This is a genomic window from Burkholderia sp. BCC1988 (genome assembly GCF_905339895.1).
Lineage (GTDB): Bacteria > Pseudomonadota > Gammaproteobacteria > Burkholderiales > Burkholderiaceae > Burkholderia.
In genome coordinates, this window is sequence record NZ_CAJPHA010000015.1 from 161,382 (window position 1) to 183,246 (window position 21,865).

Here is a 21,865-nt window from a genome sequence, read left to right on the forward strand (position 1 = left end):
CGATGAAGCGTCCCCTCGCTACCGTGCTGGCTGTCGTCGCGCTCGCGGGGTCCGCGCCGCCGGCACGCGCGCAGCTGCTCGACGTGTACGGCACGCGCAATGACGTCGCGGCCACGCCGGCCGGGGCGATGGCGTCGGCCACCGCGTGCGGCGCACAGCCTGTCGACGCGCGGCCGCTCGCGCTCGAGGACGCGATCCTGCTGGCGATCTGCTCGCATCCGCAACTGAGCCGGACATGGTCGGATGCGCGCGCGGCGGCGGCCGAGGTCGGCGTGTCGAAGGCCGCGTACTGGCCGACGCTCAATGCGACGGCGGGTATCGAGCGCGACAACCTGACGACGAACTACAGCGGCGGCTACTCGCAGGACCAGCGCAGCACCAGCCGCTACGGCATGCTCAACCTGAGCTGGGTGCTGTTCGATTTCGGCAAGCGCGGCGCGACGCTCGACCGTGCGCGCGCGCTGCTGCGCGCGGCCAACGCGGCGCACGACGATGCGCTGCAGAGCGTTTTCTACGACGCGGCGCAGGCGTTCTACGCGCTGCGCGACGCGCAGGCGGCGCTCGCCGCCGCGCGGGCGGTCGAGCACGCGGCGCAGGAGAGCCTCGCCGAGGCGAGCGCGCGGCACGACGGCGGCGCGGGCACGCTCGGCGACGCATTGCAGGCGCAGACCACCTACCGCAAGGCGCTGCTCGATCGCGTGAGCGCGGAGGGCGACCTGCAGAGCGCGATCGGCACGCTCGCGACGACGCTGGGCGCCGACGCCGATACGCCGCTGCGCATCGCCGACGCGGAACCGTCGCCCGATCGCGACGACTTCACGCGCGGTGTCGCCGACCTGATCGCCGAAGCCAAGCGCCATCATCCGAAGCTGATCGCCGCGCGCGAAAAGCTCGAAGCGGCGCGCGACGAGGTGCGGGCAGTGCGCGCGCAGTCGTTGCCGACGATCTCGCTGACGGGCAGCGTCGCGCGCAACAACCCGTCTTACCAGCAGCAGGCGTCGTTTCTTCAGCTGCAGAGCAGTCACAGCAACTCGATCGGCATCCAGGTCTCGATTCCGCTGTTCGAAGGGTTCGCGTCGGGCTACCGGGTCGCGCAAGCGAAGGCGCAAGCGGACGCACAGGAAGCCGACGTGCGCAATACCGAACTGAAGGTGTCGCTCGACGTATGGAAGAGCTACCAGAGCCTGCAGACCGATACGACGAACCTGGACAACTCGCGGCATCTGCTCGATACCGCGCTGCATTCGCTCGACATCGCACGTGGCCGCTACAAGGCCGGCGTCGGCACGTTCACGGAATTGCTGAACGCGCAGTCGGCGCTCGCGGATGCGCGCCGGCAGCGCGTGCTCGCGGTGTCGAAGTGGCGGATCGCGAGACTGAAACTGGCGGAGAGCCTTGGGAGGTTGGGATTATGGAACGACGCGGGCTGAACGGCGCCGGGCCGGACGCGAGCGGCGCGCAAGCGCGCGGCTGCGCGTTCCTGTTCCCGGGACAGGGCGCGTTCTATGCGGGCGCGCTGCGGCAGCTGGGCCGCGAACACTCGAGCGTGCGGCTGACGCTCGACCTGCTCGACGCGGTCGCGAGCGAGCGCCTCGGCCGCCCGCTGACGGGCGCGCTGTGGCGTGACGATGCCGGGCTCGACGTCTGGCTGCACGAAGCGCCCGATCTGCTGCAGCTCGGGATTTACGGCGCGTCGGTCGGGATGTTCGGCGTGCTGCGCGAGCGCGGCGTGACGCCCGACGTGCTGATCGGACACAGCTTCGGCGAGATCGCGGCGCTGGTGTGCGGCGGCATGTATTCGATCGAGCAGGGCGCGCGGATCGTCTGCGACCGGATAGCGTCGTTGCAGGCGGCGGCGCCGGCCGACGGGATGATGGCCGCGATCGCCGCGGGTGCCGACGCGACGCGCGAGCTGATCGGCGCGAGCGCCGTCACGCACGCGGTGCGCAACGTGTGCGTCGCGGTCGAGAACCATCCGTCGCAGACCGTCGTGTCCGGCCCGCGCGACGCGCTGGAGCGCTTCGTCGCGGCATGCGTGGCACGCGGCGTGACCGCACGGAAGCTCAGGTCTCCGTATGGATTTCATCACCCGGATCTGGCCGGCGCGCGCGAACAGTTCGCCGCGCGGCTCGCCGCGTATCGGCACGGCCCGCTCGCGATTCCGGTGTATTCGCCGATCCTCGGCCGCCGCTACAGCGGCGCCGACGATCCGGGCGCGCGGCTCGCGTCGCATTTCGTGCTGCCGGTGCGGTTCGCCGATGCGATTCGCGCGGCGTGCGCGGACGGCATCGGGCGCTACGTCGAATGCGGCGCGCTCAACGCGCTGGCGCGCATCGTCGTGCGCATCGCGGGGCCCGGCACGGTCAGGACGTTCGGCGGCCCGTCGAACGCGACCGAGGAATCGAGCGTCGTCACGACCATCACCCGTTATTTCCAGGAGGACAGCATCATGAAGGACGATATTCGCATCGGCAACGCCGGCTCCGGGTTCGACGCGTTCTGGCATGCGCGCGGACCGCAGATCGTCGACTGGCTCAAGGGCGAGCTGCGTCACGCGTTCGATGCGGCGAGCACGGCGCCGGCCGGCGCCGCGCCGGTCGCGGCACCGACGCTCGCCGCATTGGCACCGCAGGCCGAGCCGCTCGTCGCGTCGGCGCCGCGCCTGGCAGCGGTGGCCGTGGCCGCGCCGACCCTGACGGCGGTGCCGGCGCCGTCGGCGCCTCACGAGCCGCTCGCGGCGGCGAAGCCCGCCCACGTGCCGCGCGAGCGGCTGTTCACGGAGCTCGTCGATATCTACGCGCAAGCGATGGAGTATCCGGCCGAGGTGTTCTCCGAAACGATCGAGCTCGAAGCCGAGCTCGGCATCGATTCGGTCAAGCAGACCGAGATCATCCAGCGCATCACCGCGCGCTACGCGCTGCCGCCGCTGCCGGCCAATTTCCGCAGCGGCGATTTCAAGGCGATGGGGCAGATCGTCGATTTCGTCTACGAGAACCAGGGGAAGGCGGCCGCCTGACGGCCGTGGGCTGAAACGTTGGTCGGCAGGGGGGGCCCTGCCCGTAATGACAAGTTCTCGATAGGCAGGCGATCCATGTCGAATACCAGCATGCGCGGCAAGCTCGTCCTCGTGACGGGCGGCGCGAAAAACGTGGGCAAGGCGATCTGCAGGCGTTTCGCCGAGCAGGGCGCGCACGTGATCCTGAATTTCTTCCACTCGCTCGACGCGTCGAAGCAGACGGCCGACGAACTGCGCGCGCTCGGCGCGACGGTCGACGTGATCCGTGCGTCGGTCGCGCAGCAGGCGCAGGTCGACCGGATGTTCGACGAGATCGAACGGCGCTACGGCCGGCTCGACGTGCTCGTCAACAATGCGGCGTCCGGTGCGCTGCTCGGCGTCGACGAGATCGGCGCCGAGCATTTCGATCGCGCGCTCGATACCAACCTGAAGGGCGCGTTCTGGTGCGCGCGTCGTGCCGCGGCGCTGATGGCGCGCTCGGGCGGCGGCGCGATCGTCAACGTGTCGTCGGTGGGCGCGACGCTCGTGCCGGCGAACTACCTGGTCGTCGGCACCGCGAAGGCAGCGCTCGAATCGCTGACGCGTTATCTCGCGGTCGAATACGCGGGGCGCGACATTCGCGTGAACGGCGCGTCGTCGACGCTGATCGACGGCGACGTCGCCGCGCAGTTTCCGGACCCGGAGAACACGAAGCGCTCGAGCATCGCGGCGACGCCGCTGAAGCGGCTCGCACGCGCGGAGGACCTCGCCGATCTCGTCGTGTTTCTCGCGTCGGATGCGGCGCGCTGGATCACGGGGCAGGTGGTCGTCGCGGACGGCGGGCTGTCGCTGTGCAGCGAAGGGTTGTCGCCGCGCGCGGAATGGGCGGCCGCGGCGCGTGCCGAGGGCGCGGGCGAGGCGGCGCCGGCGGCGGCGCCGCCCGTCTCCGTGAACGCGCAGCGGGCCGATGGTCTCGCCACGCCGCCGGACGACGCGCCGGACAGCGACGACATCGCCGTGGTCGGCATGGGTCTCGCGTTGCCCGGCGCGAGCGACCCCGACGCGTTCTGGCGCGCGCTGCTCGACGGCCCCGAACTGTTCGGCAACGTGCCGCCGGATCGCTGGGATTACCGCTCGTTCTATTCGCCCGACACGTCGGCCGAGGACAAGAGCTATCAGTCGCGCTCGGTCTTCATCGAGCAGTTCGAGCCGTGCCCGACGGTGCGCGCCGAACTCGACGCGGGCACCGCGCCGCACGAGCTGACGACGCTGTGGCTGCGTCACGCGCTGTGCCAGTCGCTCGACGGCGTGACGCTGCGTGACGCCGATCGCGTGGCGTTCCTCGTCGGCTACACGGCGGACGGCAGCCAGCATCTCGAGGAGGGGATGGTGCTGGCCGCCGCGCGCGAACGCCTGAACGCGGTGCTGATCGAGGCGGGCGTGGACGCGGTCGAGCGCGAGCGGCGCGTGGCCGCGATCGATGCGGTGCTGAGCGCGCGCTATGCGCGCGGCGCCGGCGATCTCGCGTCGTTCTTCCCGCACCGGGTCGGCCTGAACGCGATGCAGGGCGTGCTGCCGGACGACGCGCAATGCATGATGGTCGACACCGCGTGTTCGTCGTCGCTGTATTCGATCGATCTCGGAATCAAGGCGCTGCTGCTCGGCAAGCAGGACGTGGTCGCGTGCGGCGGCGCCTTCGCGCTCGCGCCGCGCGGCTCGGTCCTGTTCTCGAAGCTGCACGGGCTGTCGCGCAGCGGCGAGGTGCGGCCGCTCGATCGCGACTGCGACGGCGTGCTGTTCGCGGACGGCGCGGGCGTCGTGATCCTGAAGCGCGTCGCGCGGGCGCGTGCGGACGGCGACCGCATCCTCGGCGTGCTGAAATCGTTCGGCTCGTCGTCCGACGGCAAGGGCAAGGCGATCTACGCGCCGAATTCGGCCGGCCAGCGCATCGCGATCGACCGCGCGTATGCGCGCACCGCGACGGTGCCGGCCGACGTCGACTGGGTCGTTGCGCATGCAACGGGCACGCCGGCCGGCGATCTCGCGGAATTCCAGAGCCTGCGCGACGCGATCCGGCGCGACCGCCCGGTGCAGGTGACGTCGAACAAGTCGCTGGTCGGGCATACGGGGTGGGCGGCCGGCGTCGTGTCGGTGATCCAGGTGCTGCTCGGGTTGCGGCATCAGGTGATCCCGCCGCAGCACCGCTTCAGCGAGCCGCCGCCTGAGTTCGACATCGCCGGCACGAACCTGCGGATTCCGGTGGCGCCGGTATCGTGGCCGGTCCGGCGTGAATCGGCACGCGTCGCGGCGGTGTCCGGGTTCGGCTTCGGCGGCACGAACGGTCACCTGATCGTGTCGGAATACCGCGCGGATCTACCTGCCGGCGAGGCGAGCGGGCGGTTCGCGCGCGAGCCGCTCGCGATCGTCGGCTGGTCCGCGAAGTTTCCGGGCCTCGACGGCGATGCCCAGGTCGCCGCGTGGCTGCGCGGCGAAGGCCGTGCGCCCGACGCGAGCTTCGGAACCGGCTACCCGCTGCCGAGCTTCGCGCGCGTGAAGATGCCGCCGGCGGTGCTGCGCGCGCTCGATCGCTGCCAGCTGATGGCACTCGACGCCGCGCACGACCTGCGCGAACGCCTCGGCACGTTCTGGCACGCGCATGCGGACACGATCGGACTCGTGATGGGGCACATGGGGCCCACGCGCAATGCGGCGCTCTACGCGAGCCGCTGCTATCTCGACGACATCGCGGCCGCGGTGCTCGACGCGACGCGGCCGGACCAACGCGCGGCGACCGAACGCGTGCTGGACGGCTTGCGCGAGGCGACGAAGCAACTCGTCGCGCCGACGACCGAGAATTCGTTTCCGGGAATGATGCCGAACGTGATCCCGGCGCGCGTCGCGAACTATCACGACCTGCACGGAATGAACATGACGGTCGATGCGGGCCACGCGTCGACGCTCGCGGCATTCGAGGCGGCCGAGCGTTTCCTGTGCAGCGGCGAACTCGACATGGCGATCGTTGGCGGCATCAACGGCAACTCGGCGGAAGAGGTGCGGCCCGCGTTCGGGCTGCCGCTCGCGGAGGGCATCGTGCTGTTCGCCGTCACGACGGTGCGGCGTGCGCAGGCCGAAGGGCTGCCGGTGCTCGCGGTAGTGGGCGGCGGCGACGCGAGGGCTGCTGTCGAACCGGCTGCGCCGTGCGATGCGACGGGCCGCGCGGTCACGTATGCGGGGGCCGACTCGGCGATCGACGTGCTGCGCGCAATCGTCGCGCGCGATGCCGGCACGACGCTCACGCGCGACGGCGGCGGCGAGCGCGCGCGCTACGCGCTGCACGTTGCATGCGAGCCGGCCGGCCCGCACGGGACCACGCCGCACGAGCCGCATCGCGACGCGCTGCGTGTGCCGCCCGCCCATGCGACGGCGCCGGCTGCCGCGACCGCGGAACCGGCCGCATCGACAACCGCGGCGACCGCACCCGTTGAACGCGGCACCCTGATACCCGGTCCGCTGCGCCGGACCGGCGTCGCGGCCGACGGCGAGCCGCTCGGCGTCGCGCGTTACCGGATCGAATGGCGCGACGCGCCGTGGCGGCCCGCGGGCCGGTCGACGCCGTTCATCGCGCCGCGCTGCGTGATCGTGACCGACATGCCGGACGCGCTGGCCGCACAGGCCGCACACGCCGATGCGGGCCCCGGCTGCGTGGTGCTGTCGACGCGGCCGTTCGCCACGCACCGGCCGGGCTGGCACTGGATCGAGCGGATCGATGCGGCGGCGCTCGATTTCCTGCCCGACGACATCGGCCACGTGCGCGTGCTCACGTCGCTCGACGCCGGCACGCTCGCACCGGGCGCCGCAGCGCCGGCTGCGTCCGCGCGGCTCGCGCTGCACGACCTGGCGTTTCTCGCGATCAAGCGCTGCCATGCGGCACTCGAGCGCGACGGCAGCTTGATCGTATTGCTGCTCGACGCGCTCGCGGGCGACGTGCCGCATCCGGATGCCGGCCTGTTCACGGGCCTCGTGAAGGCGCTGGCGATCGAGATGCCGGAAGCGCGCCCGGTTGCCGTGCTGACCGATACGCGCGCGCTGCCGGACGCGCTGCGCGACGCGGAGCGGGAAAGCGGCGCCCGTCACTGGCTGCCGGTCGTCGCGCTGGGCGCCGGACGGCGCCGCACGCCGCGCGTGATCGCGGACGCGGGTGAACTGCGCGCGGACGAGCGGCTGTCGCTCGGCCAGGATTCGGTCGTGGTCGCGGTCGGCGGTGCGCGCGGGATCACCGGCGAGCTGATGAAGACGCTCGCCGCGCAGGTGCGCCCGACGCTGTACCTGATCGGCAGCAGCGCGCTGGACGCGATCGACGCGGAACTGCTCGCTATGGATGACGAAACGTTCTCGAAGAGCCGTCCGGACTACATCCGCCAGCAGAAGGCGCTGCATCCGCAACGGTCGTTGCCCGAGATCATCCGCGCCTTCGAGCGGCGTGCCGACGCGCGCACGGCCTGCATGAACATCGAGGCGATGCGCGCATTCTGCGGCGCGCACCGCGTGACCTACCTGCGCGCCGACGTGCTCGACCCCGACAGCGTGAAGGCGGCCATCGACGCGATTCTCGCGCGCGAGCCGCGCGTCGACCTGCTGGTCAACGCGGCCGGACTGAACCGTTCGGCCTCGGTGCGCGTGAAGTCGCTGGACGATTTCGTCGCGGTGCGCGACATCAAGGTACGCGGCTACTGGAACCTGCGCCGCGCGTTCGGCGCGCGGCAGCCGCGCCTGTGGTGCAACTTCGGCTCGTTCATCGGGCTGACCGGGCAGGCGGGCGAAACCGACTACGCGTCGGGCAACGACTTCCTGAACACGCAGGCGTCGTATCACCGCGCGGCGCTCGGTCACGACGAATTCACGATCGGCTGGACGCTGTGGCGCTCGGTCGGGCTCGGCGCGAACCCGGTCACGCGTGCGTTTCTCGAGAAGAGCGGACTGTTCACGAGCATGCGCACCGCGGAGGGGCAGCATCACTTCATGCGCGAACTCGGCCTCGGCGAGCGCGCGGCGATGTCCGTGCATCTCGGCGACGCCGAGCGACGCGCGATCGAAACGCACCTGCCCGGTTACTTCGACCTCGACGAAGGCGCGCCGGCCGCCGTCGCCGCGTCGCGCGATCCCGATTTCTATCTCGGCGCGGAACGCGCGCGGACCGACGACAGCGTGACGTTCGAGCGCGTGTTCGACCTCGAGCGCGACGCGTACCTGCAGCATCACGTCGTCAACGGTTTTCCGACGCTGCCGGGAACCTTCGTGCCCGAAGTGGCCGCCGAGGCCGCGCTGCGGCTCGTGCCGGGGCTCAAGGTCGTCGGCTTCGCGGACGCGGCATTCCTGCACTTCCTGCGTGTGTACGACGCGAAGCGGCCGAGCGTGAAGCGCATCCACGCGTGGATCGCGTCGCGCGACGGCGACGCGGTGCACGTGCGCGTGCGGATTTCCGGCGACGTGCTGGCGCCGGGCGGGCAGGTGCTCGTGCGCGACAAGCCGCACTTCGAGATCACCGTGCGCCTGGCCGACGCCTACGCGCCGGCGCCGGTGTGGCACGAACCGGCCATGGCGACGTTCACGCCCGTCGCCGATCCGTATCACTTCGATGCGGCGCCGGTGCGGCTGACCGGCATGTTCGTGTCGACGACCGACACCGGCATGAGCGACGCGGGCAAGCAGGCGCGCTTCCGGCTGAACGTGCCGGACGGCGACCCGGTGTTCTCGCGCTTCGTGGTGCCGAGCATCCTGCTCGACGGGCTCGCGCGCGTGGCCGCGCTCGATCACGTCGCCGGCGACTACATTCCGCTCGCGGCGCCGATGTCGATCGGCCGCATCGATATCTACGAAGCCGGCAACGACTGCGAGCTGGCGAGCCGCCACGCGTCGATCGCGCTGCGCGTGAGCCCGCGCGCGTTCGCGCTGGAAGGGCCGGCGAGCAGCGGCAACCGGTTCGTCGCGGTGCGCCCGGACGGCAGGATCCTGATGCAGATGCGCGACGTGACGGGCATCGTGATCGGCTACGTGCATCGCGTGACCGGCGCGTTCGCCGCGCGCGGCGAGATCGATGCGCAACTGGCCGGGCGCGCGCCTTCCGAACAGGTGTCCGCATGAGCATGAAGCGACTCGCGCCCGGCCCGCGCGGCAGCGTCGTGATGGGCAACCTCGCGGCGTACAAGCGCAATCCCGTCACGATGCTGCTGAAGCTGCAGCAGCAGTACGGCGACATTGCACGCAACCGTCTCGGCCCGTTCCTCACGCACGCCCTCGCGCATCCGGACGGCGTGCAGCACGTGCTGCAGGACAACCACCGCAACTACGTGCGCGGCCGCTTCTACGACAACTTCAAGATGTTCTTCGGCGACGGCCTGCTGACGACCGACGGCGAGTTCTGGCGGCGTCACCGCCGCGTGGTGCAGCCGCTGTTTCACCGCAGGCAGGTCGAGTCGCACACGGCTGCGGTCGGCGCGGCGGCGCTCGCGCTCGTCGAGGCGTGGCTGAAGCGGCCGGCGCATGCGCCGTTCGACGCCGTCGAGGAAATGATGCGCGTGAGCCTGCGCATGCTCGGGCTGATGCTGTTCAACGCGGACATCTCGCGGCATGCGGACGACGTCGGGCCGGCCGTGCGCTTCGGCATCGCGGCGATGATGCCGCAGGGCAACCTGAACGATTTCGTGCCGCGCTGGATGCCGACGCCGTTCAATCGCCGGATCGCGCACGCACGCCGCGGGATCGACACGATCGTGGACGCGATCGTCGCCGAGCATCGTGCGGGGCGCTGCGACACGAGCGACGTGATCTCGCTGCTGCTCGCCGCGCGCGACCCGGACACGGGCGCGCCGCTGACCGAGCGCGAGGTGCACGACGAGGTGATGACGGTGTTTCTCGCCGGCCACGAAACCACCGGCAGCGGGATGGCGTGGGGGCTCTATGCGCTCGCGCAGCATCCGCAGGTGTTGCGCCGCTTGCGCGAGGAGCTCGATGCGGTGCTCGGCGGCCGCGCGCCCGATGCGGCGGATCTCGAACGCCTGCCGTACCTCGCGCAGACCGTCGACGAGATCCTGCGCCTGTATCCGCCGATCTGGGGCTTCACGCGCGATCTGGTCGACGACGACGAGATCGGCGGTTATCACATGCCGGCCGGCTCGTCGGTGTTCATGTCGCCGTACGTCACGCATCGTCATCCGGCGCTGTGGGCGAACCCCGACGCGTTCGATCCGGAGAACTTCGGATCGCATGCGCCGGAGCGCCACAGGTACGCGTACTTTCCCTTCGGCGGCGGGATGCGCAAATGCATCGGCTATCAGACCGCGTTGCTGCAGATGCGCGTGCTGATCGCGGTGGTGGCGCAGCATGTCGACCTGAGCGCGGTGCCCGGTCATTCGCTCGACACCGGCGCGACGATCTCGCTGCGTCCGCGCGACGGGATCCGGTTGATCGCGAAGCCGCGCTTGCGCGAGCGGGTGTCCGCGGGGCAGGCCGGGGGGGATGCAAGCGCGCCGGCTGTCAGGACATCGGTGTGTCCGTTTACGGGTACGCAAGCGCTGGGGACTACGTCGTCGCCGTCGCCGTCGCCATCACCATCGCTGTCGCCAACGCCAACGCCAACGCCAACGCCAACGCCAACGCCAACGCCAACGCCAACGCCAACGCCAACGCCAACGCCAACGCCAACGCCAACGCCGACACGGACACTGACACCGACACCGACACCGACACCGACACCGACACCGACACCGACACCGACACCCGGCGCCGAGCAACCGGCGAGCGCGGCATCACCCACGCCCGTTCATTCCGCCGGCCCTACGCTGGCGCCAGACGTGCTGGCCTTTCTGCAGCGCGACGCGATCGCGGACGACGCGCCGCAGCGCACCGACGCCACGCCGACGCACCGCTTCACCTGGCGGCCGGTCGAGATCGAGCCGTTGCCCGACCTGCCGGCGGCCGAGCTGAGCGGCAAGCGGATCGCGATCGTCAACGGCCGCGGTCGCACGGTCGAGCGCGTGGTGGCGACGCTCACGCGCGCCTGTGCGAAACCGGGCGTATTCGCGCCGGCCGACGGCGTCGATCCGGCAGCCGCCGCGAGCGCGTTCGTCGCGCAGTCGGGGCCGTTCGACGGGATCGTCGATCTCGGCATCGAAGCGCGGTTCTCGCTCGACGCGCGCGATCAATGGGAAGCGCCGCTGCGCCGCACGGTCGCGCTGCTGCAGGCGTGCTACGGCGACTGGTCGCAGGAAGAATCGACGTCGCGGCTGTTCTATCTGGCGCTCACCTGGCAGGACGGCCTGATGGGCCATGGCGACGGCCCGCTCGTGCAGCCGCTCGGCGGACTGTGGGCCGGCCTCGCGAAGACGCTGCCGCAGGAACTGCCGAACTGCAACGTGCGCGTGCTCGACATCGCGCCCGACGAAACGGGGCGCGTCGACCAGCTGATCGCGCGCGAACTGTACCGCTGGGGACGCTTCGAGGTCGGCCACCGCGGCGGACGCCGCCATACGCTCGTCGCGACCCGCGACGACCTGCCGGCCGACGCGGCGCCCGACTGGGCGCCCGACGACGTCGTGCTGTTCTCGGGCGGCGCGCGCGGCATCGGTTTCCTGGCCGCGTGCGCGCTGGCAAAACGCCATCGCTGCACGGTGATCGTCACCGGGCGCGATGCGTTGGCCGCCGGCGACGAGCCGTGGCTCGCGCTCGACGACGCGGGCTTCAAGCGCTACGGGCTCGAGCAACTGCGCCAGGCGACGCCCGAGCGATCTCCGAAGGCGATCCGGGATGCGCTGCGGCAGCTCGAACGCCGCCGCGACCTGAAGGCGTCGCTCGACGCCGTGGCTGCGCTCGGCCTGCCTGTGTACTACCGCGTATGCGACGTGACCGACGCGGATGCCGTGCGCACGCTGTGCGACGCATTCGGCGACCGGCTGCGCGCCGTGATCCACAACGCGGGCATCGATCAGCCGGTGCGCTTGCCGCGCAAGAGCGCCGACGAGTTCATCGGCACCGCGCGCGTGAAGGTGCTCGGCTTTCTCAATCTCTACGCGGCGGTGCGCAACCGGCCGCGCGTCGACTGTTTCGTCAACGTCGGCTCGCTGACCGGCCGCTGGGGCGGAATGACAGGCGAGACCGACTATGCGGCCGCGAACGAGGCGCTGGCGCGGCTCGGCTGGTGGGCGCGGCGCGACGCCGGCGAACGCGTCGTGAAGACGATCGCGTGGCCGACCTGGGACGGTGTCGGGATGATCACGAACCTCGCCGTCACGCGGCGCTACGTAACGCCGATGCGAATCGACGAAGGCGTGCGCCACTGGCTCGCGGAACTCGCGGCCCCGGCGAATCCGGCGAGTCCAGCGAGTCCAGCGAATCCGGCGAATCCGGGGAATCCGGCGAATCCGGCGAATCCAGCGACATCCAACAGCGGCGAGCCGATGTACATGGGCGCGGTCGGCCGCGCACTGACGCCGATCCAGCTGCGCGGGTTCGACGCGGTGGAAGGCTTGCCGAACCTCGGCGAACTCGCGACGCGCCGGCATCACGCGGGCGCGCCGCGGCGCTTCCGGCCGTTCGCTTGCTTCTCGACGCGCTATCGCACGGCCGGCGCACCGTACACGCATGCCTTCCGCTTCGACGGCCGCGCGGCCGTGCCGGTGTCGCTGCTGCTCGAGCACGCGCGCGTCGTGGCCGACTGGGTCGCGCCGCCCGGCGGCGAGCGGGCCTGCCTGCAGGAAGCCGTCGACATCACGATCGCGCTCGACGCGCTCGCCGACGCGCTCGACGGCCACGGCGATCTCGCGCTCGACACCGACGTGAGCGGCCGCACGGTGGACGACGGCTGGCACGTGACGGTGCGCTGCGCGTCGCTTGCCGCCCGCGTGCTGCTCGATGCGACGTTCGTGTACCGCAGTCATCCACCCGGCGGCACGACCGTCGCGCTGCCGCGCGAGACGGAGGACGGCCCGGCCCGGCGGTCCGCACGCGCGAGCTGGCGCGACGACTTGTTGCCCGAGGCCCGATGGAGCGGCGGCATCGCGCAGGCGAAGGCCGCCGACCCCGCCGCGCTGTGGGGTGTACAGGGTGTGCAGGAGGATGCAGGGCGCGTGCCGTGTCCGCAGCTGTGGCTGCCGGTCAATCACCTGGAAAACGTGCTGCGCGTGCTGCTCGGCGCGTGGCCCGCCGACGGCGAGCCGCCGCACGCATGGCGCATCGGCCGCATCGTGTTCGGCGCCGCGCAGGCGGGCGACGCCGACATGCTGCTGCGCTATCCGGACGATCGCTTCGCGATCGCGGATCGCGCGGGCGCATCGATCGCAGACCTGTACGACGCACGGCTCGCCGGCGCGACCGACACGCAAGCCGTGACGGCGTCGGCTACTTGAACGGGAAGAGGAGGTTCACCATGACGGAGCGCAACGACGGCGCGCGGTACTGCATCATCGGCGCGGGCGCGGCGGGCATCACCGCCGCGAAGAACCTGCTCGCGGCCGGCATCGGCTTCGACGTGATCGAACGCGAGGACGACGTCGGCGGCAACTGGTACTACGGCCGCCCGAGCGGCGCGGTGTATCGGTCGATCCACATGATCAGCTCGAAGCGGTTTTCCGAGTACACCGATTTTCCGATTCCCGACGACTATCCGACCTATGCACGCGGCGACCAGGCACTCGCGTATCTGCGCGCGTACGCGCGGCGCTTCGGCGTGTACGACCGGATCGAGTTCGGCCGCTCGGTGCTCGAGATCGCACCGGTGCAGGGCGGCACGCAGTGGCGCGTGGAACTCGATCGCGGCGAGGTGCGGACCTATCGCGGCGTGATCGTCTGCAACGGCCACCTGTCGCATCCGCAACTGCCCGATTATCCGGGGCGGTTCGACGGGCTGCAGCTGCATTCGTCGCAGTACCGCACGCCGGAGATCTTCGACGGCAAGCGCGTGCTCGTGGTCGGCGCCGGCAATTCCGGCTGCGACATCGCGGTCGAGGCGTCGCATCGTGCGCGCGCGGTCTTCCACAGCACGCGCCGCGGGTACTACTACTGGCCGAAATTCCTGTTCGGAATGCCGGCGGACGAGTGGGCGGAATGGCCGCTGCGGCTGCGCATGCCGCTGTGGGCGCGGCGCTTTTTCGGCGAACGGCTGCTGCGCCTGACGACGGCCGGGCAACCCGAACACTACGGGCTGCGCAAGCCGGACCACAAGCTGTTCGAATCGCATTTCATCATCAACTCGACGCTGTTCTATCACCTCGGACACGGCGACCTCGACGCGCGGCCGGACGTGCGCGAACTGAAGGGCGATCGCGTCGTGTTCGTCGACGGCAGCGAGGAGGCGATCGACGTGATCGTGTACGCGACCGGCTACCAGCCGAGCTTCCCGTTCATCGACCAGGCGCACCTGCAATGGCGCAAGCAGCAGCCGTCGCTGTACCTGAACCTGTTCGACGCGCAGCATCGCGACCTGTTCTTCATCGGGCTGTTCCAGACCTCGACCGGCAACTGGCCGTTGATGGACTACCAGGCGCAGCTGCTCGCCCGCTACCTGCATGCGCGCGACGCGGCGCCGCGCAAGGCCGCGCGCATCGACCGGCTGATCCGGCGCGGCCGCTCGGACTGGAGCGGCGGCATCGCGTTCCATCGCACGCCGCGGCACGTGATCGAGGTCGAGCATTTCGCGTACCGGCTGCAGCTGCGGCGGCTGATACGCGGGTTGCCGGCCTTGCCCGGCGGTGCGGGCGCGGCGGCATCGAAGGCGGCGCCGGTGCACGCGGTGCGCGCGGGAGGTGCGTCGTGAGCCTCGTGCATGTCGAACACCTGTCGAAGACCTACCGGCTCGACAGCGTGCGCGTGACCGGGCTCGCCGACGTGTCGGCGACGCTCGACGCGGGCCGCTTCACCGTGCTGAGCGGCCCGTCGGGCAGCGGCAAGACGACGCTGCTGAACCTGATCGGCTGCATCGACCGCCCCGACAGCGGGCGCGTGACGATCGCCGGTCACGACACGGCGTCGCTGTCGGACGATGCGCTGTCCGATTTTCGCGCGCGTCATGTCGGCCACGTGTTCCAGACCTTCAACCTGCTGCCGGTGCTGTCCGCGTACGAGAACGTCGAGTATCCGCTGCTGATGGCGGGCTGGGCACCGGCGCGGCGCGCGGCGCGGGTGCGCGACCTGCTCGACGCAGTGGGCCTGGCCGACAAGGCGCGGCACCGGCCGAGCCAGCTGTCGGGCGGCCAGCGCCAGCGCGTCGCGATCGCGCGCGCGCTCGCGGCCGAGCCCGCGATGGTCCTCGCGGACGAACCCACCGCGAACCTCGACAGCGCGACCGGGCACGCGATCATCGCGTTGATGCGCGCGATCCAGCGCGAGCGCGACGTGTCGTTCATCGTGTCGTCGCACGATCCGGAGGTGGTGAAGGTGGCCGACGCCGTGATCCGGATTCTCGACGGCCGCATCGTCGGCCACGAACGGGCCGGCGACGACACGGCGACGCAGGAGGTGTACCGATGACCCATACGCTGATGCTCGCGCTGCGCAACCTGCAGCGCAACCGCCGGCGCTCGCTCACCACGCTGCTCGCGATGATCGTCGGCGTCAGCGCGATCCTGTTGTTCGGCGGCTTCAGCCGCGACATCACGCTCGGCTTGCAGACCGACTTCGTGCAGCGCAGCGGCCACCTGCAGATCCAGCGGCAGGGCTATTTCCTGTACGGCACGGGCGACCCGGCCGCGTACGGGATTCGCGGCTACCCGACGCTGATCGAACAATTGCGGCACGACCCGCAGCTCGCGCCGCTGCTGCAGGTCGTCACGCCGACGCTGCAGTTCGGCGGGATCGCCGGCAATTTCGCGGCCGGCGTGTCACGCACCGTGATGGGCTTCGGCGCGATTGCGGACGATCAGTACCGGATGCAGCAATGGAACGCCTACGGGTTCCCGCTGCAGCAGCGCACATTCGCGTTGCGCGGCAGCGCCGGCGACGCGGCGATCGTCGGCCTCGGCGTCGCGCGCGTGCTGCACCTGTGCGGCCCGCTGCGCGTGCCGGATTGCCGCGATGCGCCGCCGGCCCCGGCCGAGCCGCCCGCCGACGGCCCGGCCGCGACCGCGCCGCCCGACGTGCTCGCGCTCGCACAGGCCGAGGCCGGCACGCGGCCGGCCGCCGACGGCGCGCCCCATGTCGAAGTGCTGACCGCGAGCGCGGGCGGCGCGCCGAACGTCGGCCGCTTCTCGGTCGTGAAGGCGGACCAGCAGGGCGTGAAGGAACTCGACGACGCGTATCTCGCGGTGCACCTGCCGCAGGCGCAGCGGCTCGTCTACGGCGGCGCCGCGCCGCGCGCGACCGCGATCGAGATCCAGCTCGCGCGCACGGCCGACCTGCCGGCGGCGCGCGCGCGCATCGAACAGCTGCTGCACGACGGCTTCGACGGCCAGGCGCTCGACGTCGTCGATTTCGCGACGCTGAACCCGTTCTACGACCAGACCAACCGGATGTTCTCGGTGATCTTCGGTTTCGTGTTCGTGCTGATCAGCGCGATCGTGCTGTTCGTGATCAGCAACACGATGAGCACCGCGATCATCGAGCGCACCGTCGAGATCGGCACGCTGCGCGCGATGGGCATGCGGCGCGGCGGCATCCAGGCGCTGTTCGTCTGCGAGGGCGCGCTGCTCGGCGTGGCCGGCGCGTCGCTCGGCGTGCTGGTCGCGCTCGCCATTGCCGCGATCGTCAATCGCAGCGGGCTGGCCTGGACGCCGCCCGCGCGGATCGACGCGGTCGCGCTGACGGTGCGCGTGTGGGGCGAGTGGCGAACCATCGCCGTCACGTTCGCCGGGCTCGCGTGCGTGGCCGGGCTGTCCGCGTGGCTGCCGTCGCGGCATGCGGCGCGGCTGTCGATCGTCGATGCGCTGCGGCACGTGTGAGGTCGCCCGATTGCCGCGTTTTTCGTTCACTTCACTTTCGGGAGAGCGCCCGTGCGTCGCCTGTTCGTTTCATGCTGTCTGAGTCTTTCGTTCCTGGCCGGCGTCGCGCGTGCGCAGCCGGCGCCCGATCCGCAGAAGGTGCTCGCCGCGAGCGACGCGATCCGCACGCCGGAGAAATCTTTCGTGCTGACCGCGACGCTCGTCGAGTACCGGTCCGGCAAGCAGGTCGACGGCAATACGCTGTCGATCCATTCGAAGCCCGACGCGCCCGGCGGTGCGTTCCGCACGCTGGTGCGCTTCGTCGCGCCGGCGCGCGACACGGGCAAGCTGATGCTGAAGAACGGCAACGACCTGTGGTTCTACGATCCGGCGAACCAGGCCAGCGTGCGGATCTCGCCGGACCAGCGGCTGCTCGGCCAGGCCGCGAACGGCGACGTCGTGACGGTCAATCTCGCGCACGACTATACGGCCGCGCTGAAGGGCGTCGAGGACATCGTCGACGGCGACCGGCAGACCCGTCGCGCGTACCGCCTTGCGCTCGCCGGCCACGGCGACGGGCTCACGTACCGCCGCATCGAGATCTGGATCGACGCGGCGAACAACCGGCCGCTGAAGGCGCGCTTCTATTCGGAAAGCGACCGGCTGCTGAAGACCGCGTTCTATCGCCGCTACACGATGCAACTGGGCGTCGAGCGGCCGACCGAGACCGTCATCGTCGACGGGCTCGACAGCAACTGGGTCACGGTCATGCGTTTCTCCGACTACGCGTGGCGCGACATTCCCGATGCATGGCTGCAGCGCGACTACCTGTCCCGCTTCCAGGCGCAATGACGGCGCGGCGCCGAGGCCGGATCGCGGCGCTCGCGTTCGTGCTGCTGCCTGCGCTCGTGCGTGCAGCGGATGCGGGTGGGGCGGGTGGAGCGGGTGCGGCGGACGGCACGGCCGGCGTCGACGCGGCCGATGCCGCGGCGCTGGCGCTGGCCGACCAGCCGGCCGCGACGCCCGCCGACACCGCGAAGCCGTGGAAGCTGAACGTGCAGGACGCGCTGCGCGCGAGCCGCTATCGCGACGGCGGCGAGGCCGGCCGCAACCAACTGTCGATCGAGTTCGAATACGGCCAGTGGCTGACGCCGTCGTTCGCCGCGCATTTCTCGATGCGCTTCGACCGCTTCGATCCGCTCGTCACGTCGCGCACGTCGTCGCGCGACGTGACGCTCGTGAAGGAAGCGTATGCGAGCTGGCGCGCGTCGCCCGCGTTCGTCGTCGACGCGGGGCGCGTGAACGAGCGGCTCGGCGCGGCGATCGGTTACAACCCGACCGACTTCTTCCGGGCCGGGGCGGTGAGTCTCGACGTGCCGCCCGATCCGGACAGCCGGCACACGAACCGGCTCGGCGCGGTCGGGCTGCGTGCACAACAGGTGTGGGACTCGGGCTCGCTCGCGGCGCTGCTGTCGCCGCGGCTCGAGCGCCGCAGCCTGCCGGGCGATCCGGCCGCGTCGTCCGACCTGCAGCGCACCAACGGCGTCGACCGCTGGATGCTCGTCGCGAGCCAGCGGCTCACTGCGGCGATCCAGCCGCAATGGATCGTCTACGGCGAAAGCGGGCAGGCGCCGCAGTTCGGCCAGAATCTGAGCGTGCTGCTCGGCAACTCGGTGGTCGCGTACCTCGAGTGGACGGGCGGCTACCGGCGCTCGCTGATCACGCGTGCCACCGGCGCGGCCGACGATCGTGCGTTTCGCACCAGTTCATCGGTGGGCGCGACGTGGACGCTGCCGGTCGACCTGTCGCTGACCGCCGAATTCCAGAGCAACGGCGGCGGCGCAAACGCGGCGCAATGGCGGTCGTTGCAGCGCGCGAACCCGCCCGCATGGGGCCGTGCGGTGCAGACCTCGATTGCCGCGCAGGAACTGCAAACCCGTCACGGCGTGTTCGTGATGGCGGCGTGGCGAAATGTCGGCGTGCGTCGCCTCGACCTGTCGGGTTTCGTGCAGGCCGATCTCGGCGGCGGCCGGCAATACTGGCTCGAGTTGCGGCGGCGTTTCGACCGCTTCGACGTCGCGCTGCAATGGCTGCATCAGGGTGGGCCGTCGTGGAGCCGCTTCGGCGCGATGCCGGAGTCGACAAGCGTTCAGGTGCTGGGCATTTTTTATCGATGACGCAAGGAGAATTCGAATGAGCAAACGCGCGCTTCAGGCGGCGACCGCCGTGCTTGCGCTGGTCCCGACGATCACCGGAGTGCTCGGCATGATGGGCATCCATGATCCGCTGTACGCGTCGCTCGGCATCGCGCTGCCGGCCGACGCGACGCTGGACGGCAACCTGCGTTTCCATGCGGGCGTCTGGCTCGGGCTCGGGCTCGCGGCGTTTTCGGTGATCCCGCGCATCGAGCATCAGGGGCGGCTGTTCGCGACGCTGTGGATGATGATCTTTCTCGGCGGTATCGGGCGGCTGATTTCGCTCGCGGCGCTCGGGCTGCCGTGGCCGCCGTTCGTCGGCTTCACGGCGCTCGAAGTCGTCGGCGCGCCGCTGTTCATCGCATGGCAGCGGCGCGTGGCCGCGCATGCCGCATGGGAGCACGCGAATGCATGACTTCGACATCGACCAGCGTATCGCGCCGCGTCGTCGCGCCGATGCGGCCGTGCGGGGTATCGCGGCGGCGTTCCTGCACGCCGTGACGGCGCGACGCGTATCGCTTGGGTACGCACCGCTCATCGCCCGTATCGCGCTGCTCGCGTGGGTCCTGCTGGGCCCGGTGCAGGCCGGCGCGCAGACGGCCGTCGACGACTACGCGGCGACCCGCTATCCGATCGTCCTCGTGCACGGGTTGACCGGGACCGACGACTATTTCGGCGTCCTGCCGTACTGGTACGGCATCCAGGCCGATCTTCAGCGGCATGGTGCGACCGTCTACGTCGCCGACTTGTCCGGCTTCCAGGGCGACCTCGGCCCGAACGGGCGCGGCGAACAGTTGCTGGCCTACGTCAAGCAGGTGCTCGCGGTCACGGGCGCAGCCAGGGTGAACCTGATCGGCCACAGCCAGGGCGGGCTGACGTCGCGCTACGTGGCGTCGGTCGCGCCCGCGCTCGTCGCGTCGGTCACGACGATCGCGACGCCGCACCGCGGCTCGCAGTTCGCCGATTTCGTGCTGGGCGCGCTGAAGCTCGACCCGACCGGCCTGTCGACGCCAATATTCGGTGCGCTGCTGAACCTGTTCGGGATCCTCACCAGCGACACGCACAACACGAACCAGGATGCGATCGCCGCACTCAACGCGCTGAGCACGCCCCAGGCCGCGCAGTTCAACCAGCTGTTCCCGAGCCCGGGGCTCGGCGCCGGCGCGTGCGGCACCGGCGCACCGGTCGAGACGATCGGCGGCAACGTGCATCTGCTGTATTCGTGGAGCGGGGCCGCGTATCAGCCGGTGTCGCTGCTCGGCATCGTGACCGGCGCGGTCGACACCAGCGTGATTCCGGTCATCGATCCCGCGAACGTGCTGGATCCTTCGACGCTCGTGTTCCTGACGGCCGGCAACGTCATGGCGCTGGCCGGCGCCGGCCCGAACGACGGTTTCACGTCGACCTGCAGTGCGCGGTTCGGCACGGTGATTTCGACGCGCTATCGCTGGAATCACTTCGACGCGATCAACCAGCTGCTCGGCGTTCGCGGCGCCTATGCGGAAGACCCGGTCGCCGCGCTGCGCGTGCAGGCAAACCGGCTGAAGCAACAGGGCGTCTGAGTGATGGAGATCCGGACCATGTTGTCCCGCGCGGTGTTGTACGGTGCGACCGGGGCGATCGCCGCGGCCGCCGTGTGGCACGCGTTCGGTCGTCAGCCTGCGTCGACGGCCGCCGTGGCCGCCACGGGTGCCGAGCCGCCCGGCCACGCAGCGCCGAGCGGTGCGGCGGTGCCGCGGCCGGTGCTTGCCGTGTCCGATGTCACGCTGCCGGCATCGCTCGCGGGCGCGCGTGCGCCGCGCCTGCCGGTCGGGCCCGGCGGGCGCCTCGCGCACGTGCATGCGGTGCGGGAATTCTTCGATTACCTTTTGCTTGCGCAGCATGACCTGACGCCCGCGGCGCTCGATGCGCTGGTCGCGCACGAAATCGCTTCGCAGCCGATCGGCGAGCCGGCCCGCCGCGATGCGCTCGATCTGTGGCCGCGCTATCGCGCGTGCATCGCCGCGTTCGACACGCTGCCGGGTGCGCTGCCGGCAGGCGCCGGTCTCGATCCGGACGGCATCGCAGGCGAACTCGAGCGGCGCGCGGCGCTCGCGCACCGCTGGCTCGGCGACTGGAGCGCGCCGTTCTTCGACGCGGAATTGCGGCGGCAGCGCGGCGATCTCGACCGGATCAGGATCGCGCGCGATCCGACGCTCGACGACGCGCAGAAGCGCGCACGCCTCGCCGCACTCGACCAGGCGTTGCCGCCGGACGAGCGCGCCGCACGCGAGCGCGCGGCGCGCCAACGCGATGCGCTTGCAACGCTCGCGCGGCTCGACGGCCAGCGCGCGACGCCCGATGCGCTGCGTGCGCAGCTCGGCGCCGAGGTCGCCGCGCGCGTCGAGCGGATGCAGCAGGGCGACGATGCGTGGCGGGCACGCTATCGCGACTACGCAGCCGAACGCGACCGGCTCGACGCGCAGCCGCTTGCGCCCGACGCGCGCGATGCGCAGCTCGCGCAATTGCGGCAACGCGACTTCCCGGATCCGGTGGACGCATTGCGGGCCGCATCGCTCGACGCGGGCCGGGCCACGGCATCGGCGCACTAGCACCCGTCTCGGACGTGCACGCCGTCACGGCGCTCACACCTGACGAGGGAGAAGTGTGGGATAACCCACACTTTCCGCATTCTTTTCGATTCGGGAATGATTTTAATTTCCAGTGTAAATCGCATTACCGCGCATTGACATTCATGCGCCGTTTTCAATGATTCATCGCGCAATCCGTTT

General features: G+C 70.8%; 12 protein-coding genes. All 12 read left to right on the forward strand.

Going from position 1 to position 21,865, the window contains the following annotated elements; all coding sequences use genetic code 11:
* Positions 1-2: 2 nt before the first annotated feature.
* The 12 genes from U4012_RS22130 to U4012_RS22185 all read left to right on the forward strand — a co-directional run bounded on the left by U4012_RS22130 (position 3) and on the right by U4012_RS22185 (position 21,685).
* Positions 3-1,430: a TolC family protein gene (locus tag U4012_RS22130; protein ID WP_321801496.1), complete on the forward strand. Its 1,428-nt coding sequence runs from the start codon at positions 3-5 to the stop codon at positions 1,428-1,430.
* Complete coding sequence (locus U4012_RS22135) at positions 1,412-3,016, forward strand: acyltransferase domain-containing protein (protein WP_321801499.1); 1,605 nt, start codon at positions 1,412-1,414, stop codon at positions 3,014-3,016. The genes U4012_RS22130 and U4012_RS22135 overlap by 19 nt, the downstream gene beginning before the upstream one ends.
* Before the next feature lie 75 nt (positions 3,017-3,091).
* A complete protein-coding gene (locus U4012_RS22140) occupies positions 3,092-9,136 on the forward strand; it encodes an SDR family oxidoreductase (protein WP_321801501.1) in 6,045 nt (2,014 codons plus the stop codon).
* Positions 9,133-13,395 (forward strand): cytochrome P450, encoded by a 4,263-nt coding sequence (locus U4012_RS22145; RefSeq protein ID WP_321801503.1) that lies wholly within the window; start codon positions 9,133-9,135, stop codon positions 13,393-13,395. Before U4012_RS22140 ends, U4012_RS22145 begins: the two co-directional genes overlap by 4 nt.
* A gap of 20 nt (positions 13,396-13,415) precedes the next feature.
* Positions 13,416-14,801 carry a flavin-containing monooxygenase gene (locus U4012_RS22150; protein WP_321801505.1) on the forward strand — a complete coding sequence of 462 codons (1,386 nt, stop codon included), beginning with the start codon at positions 13,416-13,418 and terminating at the stop codon, positions 14,799-14,801.
* On the forward strand, positions 14,798-15,514 hold the full coding sequence (locus U4012_RS22155) for an ABC transporter ATP-binding protein (protein ID WP_321801508.1): 717 nt from the start codon (positions 14,798-14,800) through the stop codon (positions 15,512-15,514). The genes U4012_RS22150 and U4012_RS22155 overlap by 4 nt, the downstream gene beginning before the upstream one ends.
* A complete protein-coding gene (locus U4012_RS22160; protein WP_321801510.1) occupies positions 15,511-16,920 on the forward strand; it encodes an ABC transporter permease in 1,410 nt (469 codons plus the stop codon). The genes U4012_RS22155 and U4012_RS22160 overlap by 4 nt, the downstream gene beginning before the upstream one ends.
* Positions 16,921-16,971: 51 nt before the next feature.
* The gene (locus U4012_RS22165; RefSeq protein ID WP_124892451.1) at positions 16,972-17,751 is read left to right on the forward strand and encodes an outer membrane lipoprotein-sorting protein; all 780 of its coding nucleotides are present in this window, start codon (positions 16,972-16,974) and stop codon (positions 17,749-17,751) included.
* A gap of 20 nt (positions 17,752-17,771) precedes the next feature.
* Positions 17,772-19,076, forward strand: a complete 1,305-nt coding sequence (locus U4012_RS22170; RefSeq protein WP_415750394.1) for a hypothetical protein — start codon at positions 17,772-17,774, stop codon at positions 19,074-19,076.
* Between the two features lie 16 nt (positions 19,077-19,092).
* The gene (locus U4012_RS22175; RefSeq protein WP_321801515.1) at positions 19,093-19,509 is read left to right on the forward strand and encodes a DUF4345 domain-containing protein; all 417 of its coding nucleotides are present in this window, start codon (positions 19,093-19,095) and stop codon (positions 19,507-19,509) included.
* Positions 19,502-20,656: a triacylglycerol lipase gene (locus U4012_RS22180; RefSeq protein ID WP_321801517.1), complete on the forward strand. Its 1,155-nt coding sequence runs from the start codon at positions 19,502-19,504 to the stop codon at positions 20,654-20,656. The genes U4012_RS22175 and U4012_RS22180 overlap by 8 nt, the downstream gene beginning before the upstream one ends.
* Before the next feature lie 18 nt (positions 20,657-20,674).
* Positions 20,675-21,685, forward strand: coding sequence for a lipase secretion chaperone (locus tag U4012_RS22185; RefSeq protein ID WP_321801520.1), 1,011 nt, complete (start codon positions 20,675-20,677; stop codon positions 21,683-21,685).
* Positions 21,686-21,865 lie beyond the last annotated feature (180 nt).

Coding starts and splice junctions, on each gene's coding strand:
- U4012_RS22140 (WP_321801501.1), top strand. CDS start 3,092: ATGTCGAATACCAGCATGCGCGGCAAGCTCGTCCTCGTGACGGGCGGC.
- U4012_RS22145 (WP_321801503.1), top strand. CDS start 9,133: ATGAGCATGAAGCGACTCGCGCCCGGCCCGCGCGGCAGCGTCGTGATG.
- U4012_RS22175 (WP_321801515.1), top strand. CDS start 19,093: ATGAGCAAACGCGCGCTTCAGGCGGCGACCGCCGTGCTTGCGCTGGTC.
- U4012_RS22160 (WP_321801510.1), top strand. CDS start 15,511: ATGACCCATACGCTGATGCTCGCGCTGCGCAACCTGCAGCGCAACCGC.
- U4012_RS22150 (WP_321801505.1), top strand. CDS start 13,416: ATGACGGAGCGCAACGACGGCGCGCGGTACTGCATCATCGGCGCGGGC.
- U4012_RS22135 (WP_321801499.1), top strand. CDS start 1,412: ATGGAACGACGCGGGCTGAACGGCGCCGGGCCGGACGCGAGCGGCGCG.
- U4012_RS22130 (WP_321801496.1), top strand. CDS start 3: ATGAAGCGTCCCCTCGCTACCGTGCTGGCTGTCGTCGCGCTCGCGGGG.
- U4012_RS22180 (WP_321801517.1), top strand. CDS start 19,502: ATGCATGACTTCGACATCGACCAGCGTATCGCGCCGCGTCGTCGCGCC.
- U4012_RS22185 (WP_321801520.1), top strand. CDS start 20,675: ATGTTGTCCCGCGCGGTGTTGTACGGTGCGACCGGGGCGATCGCCGCG.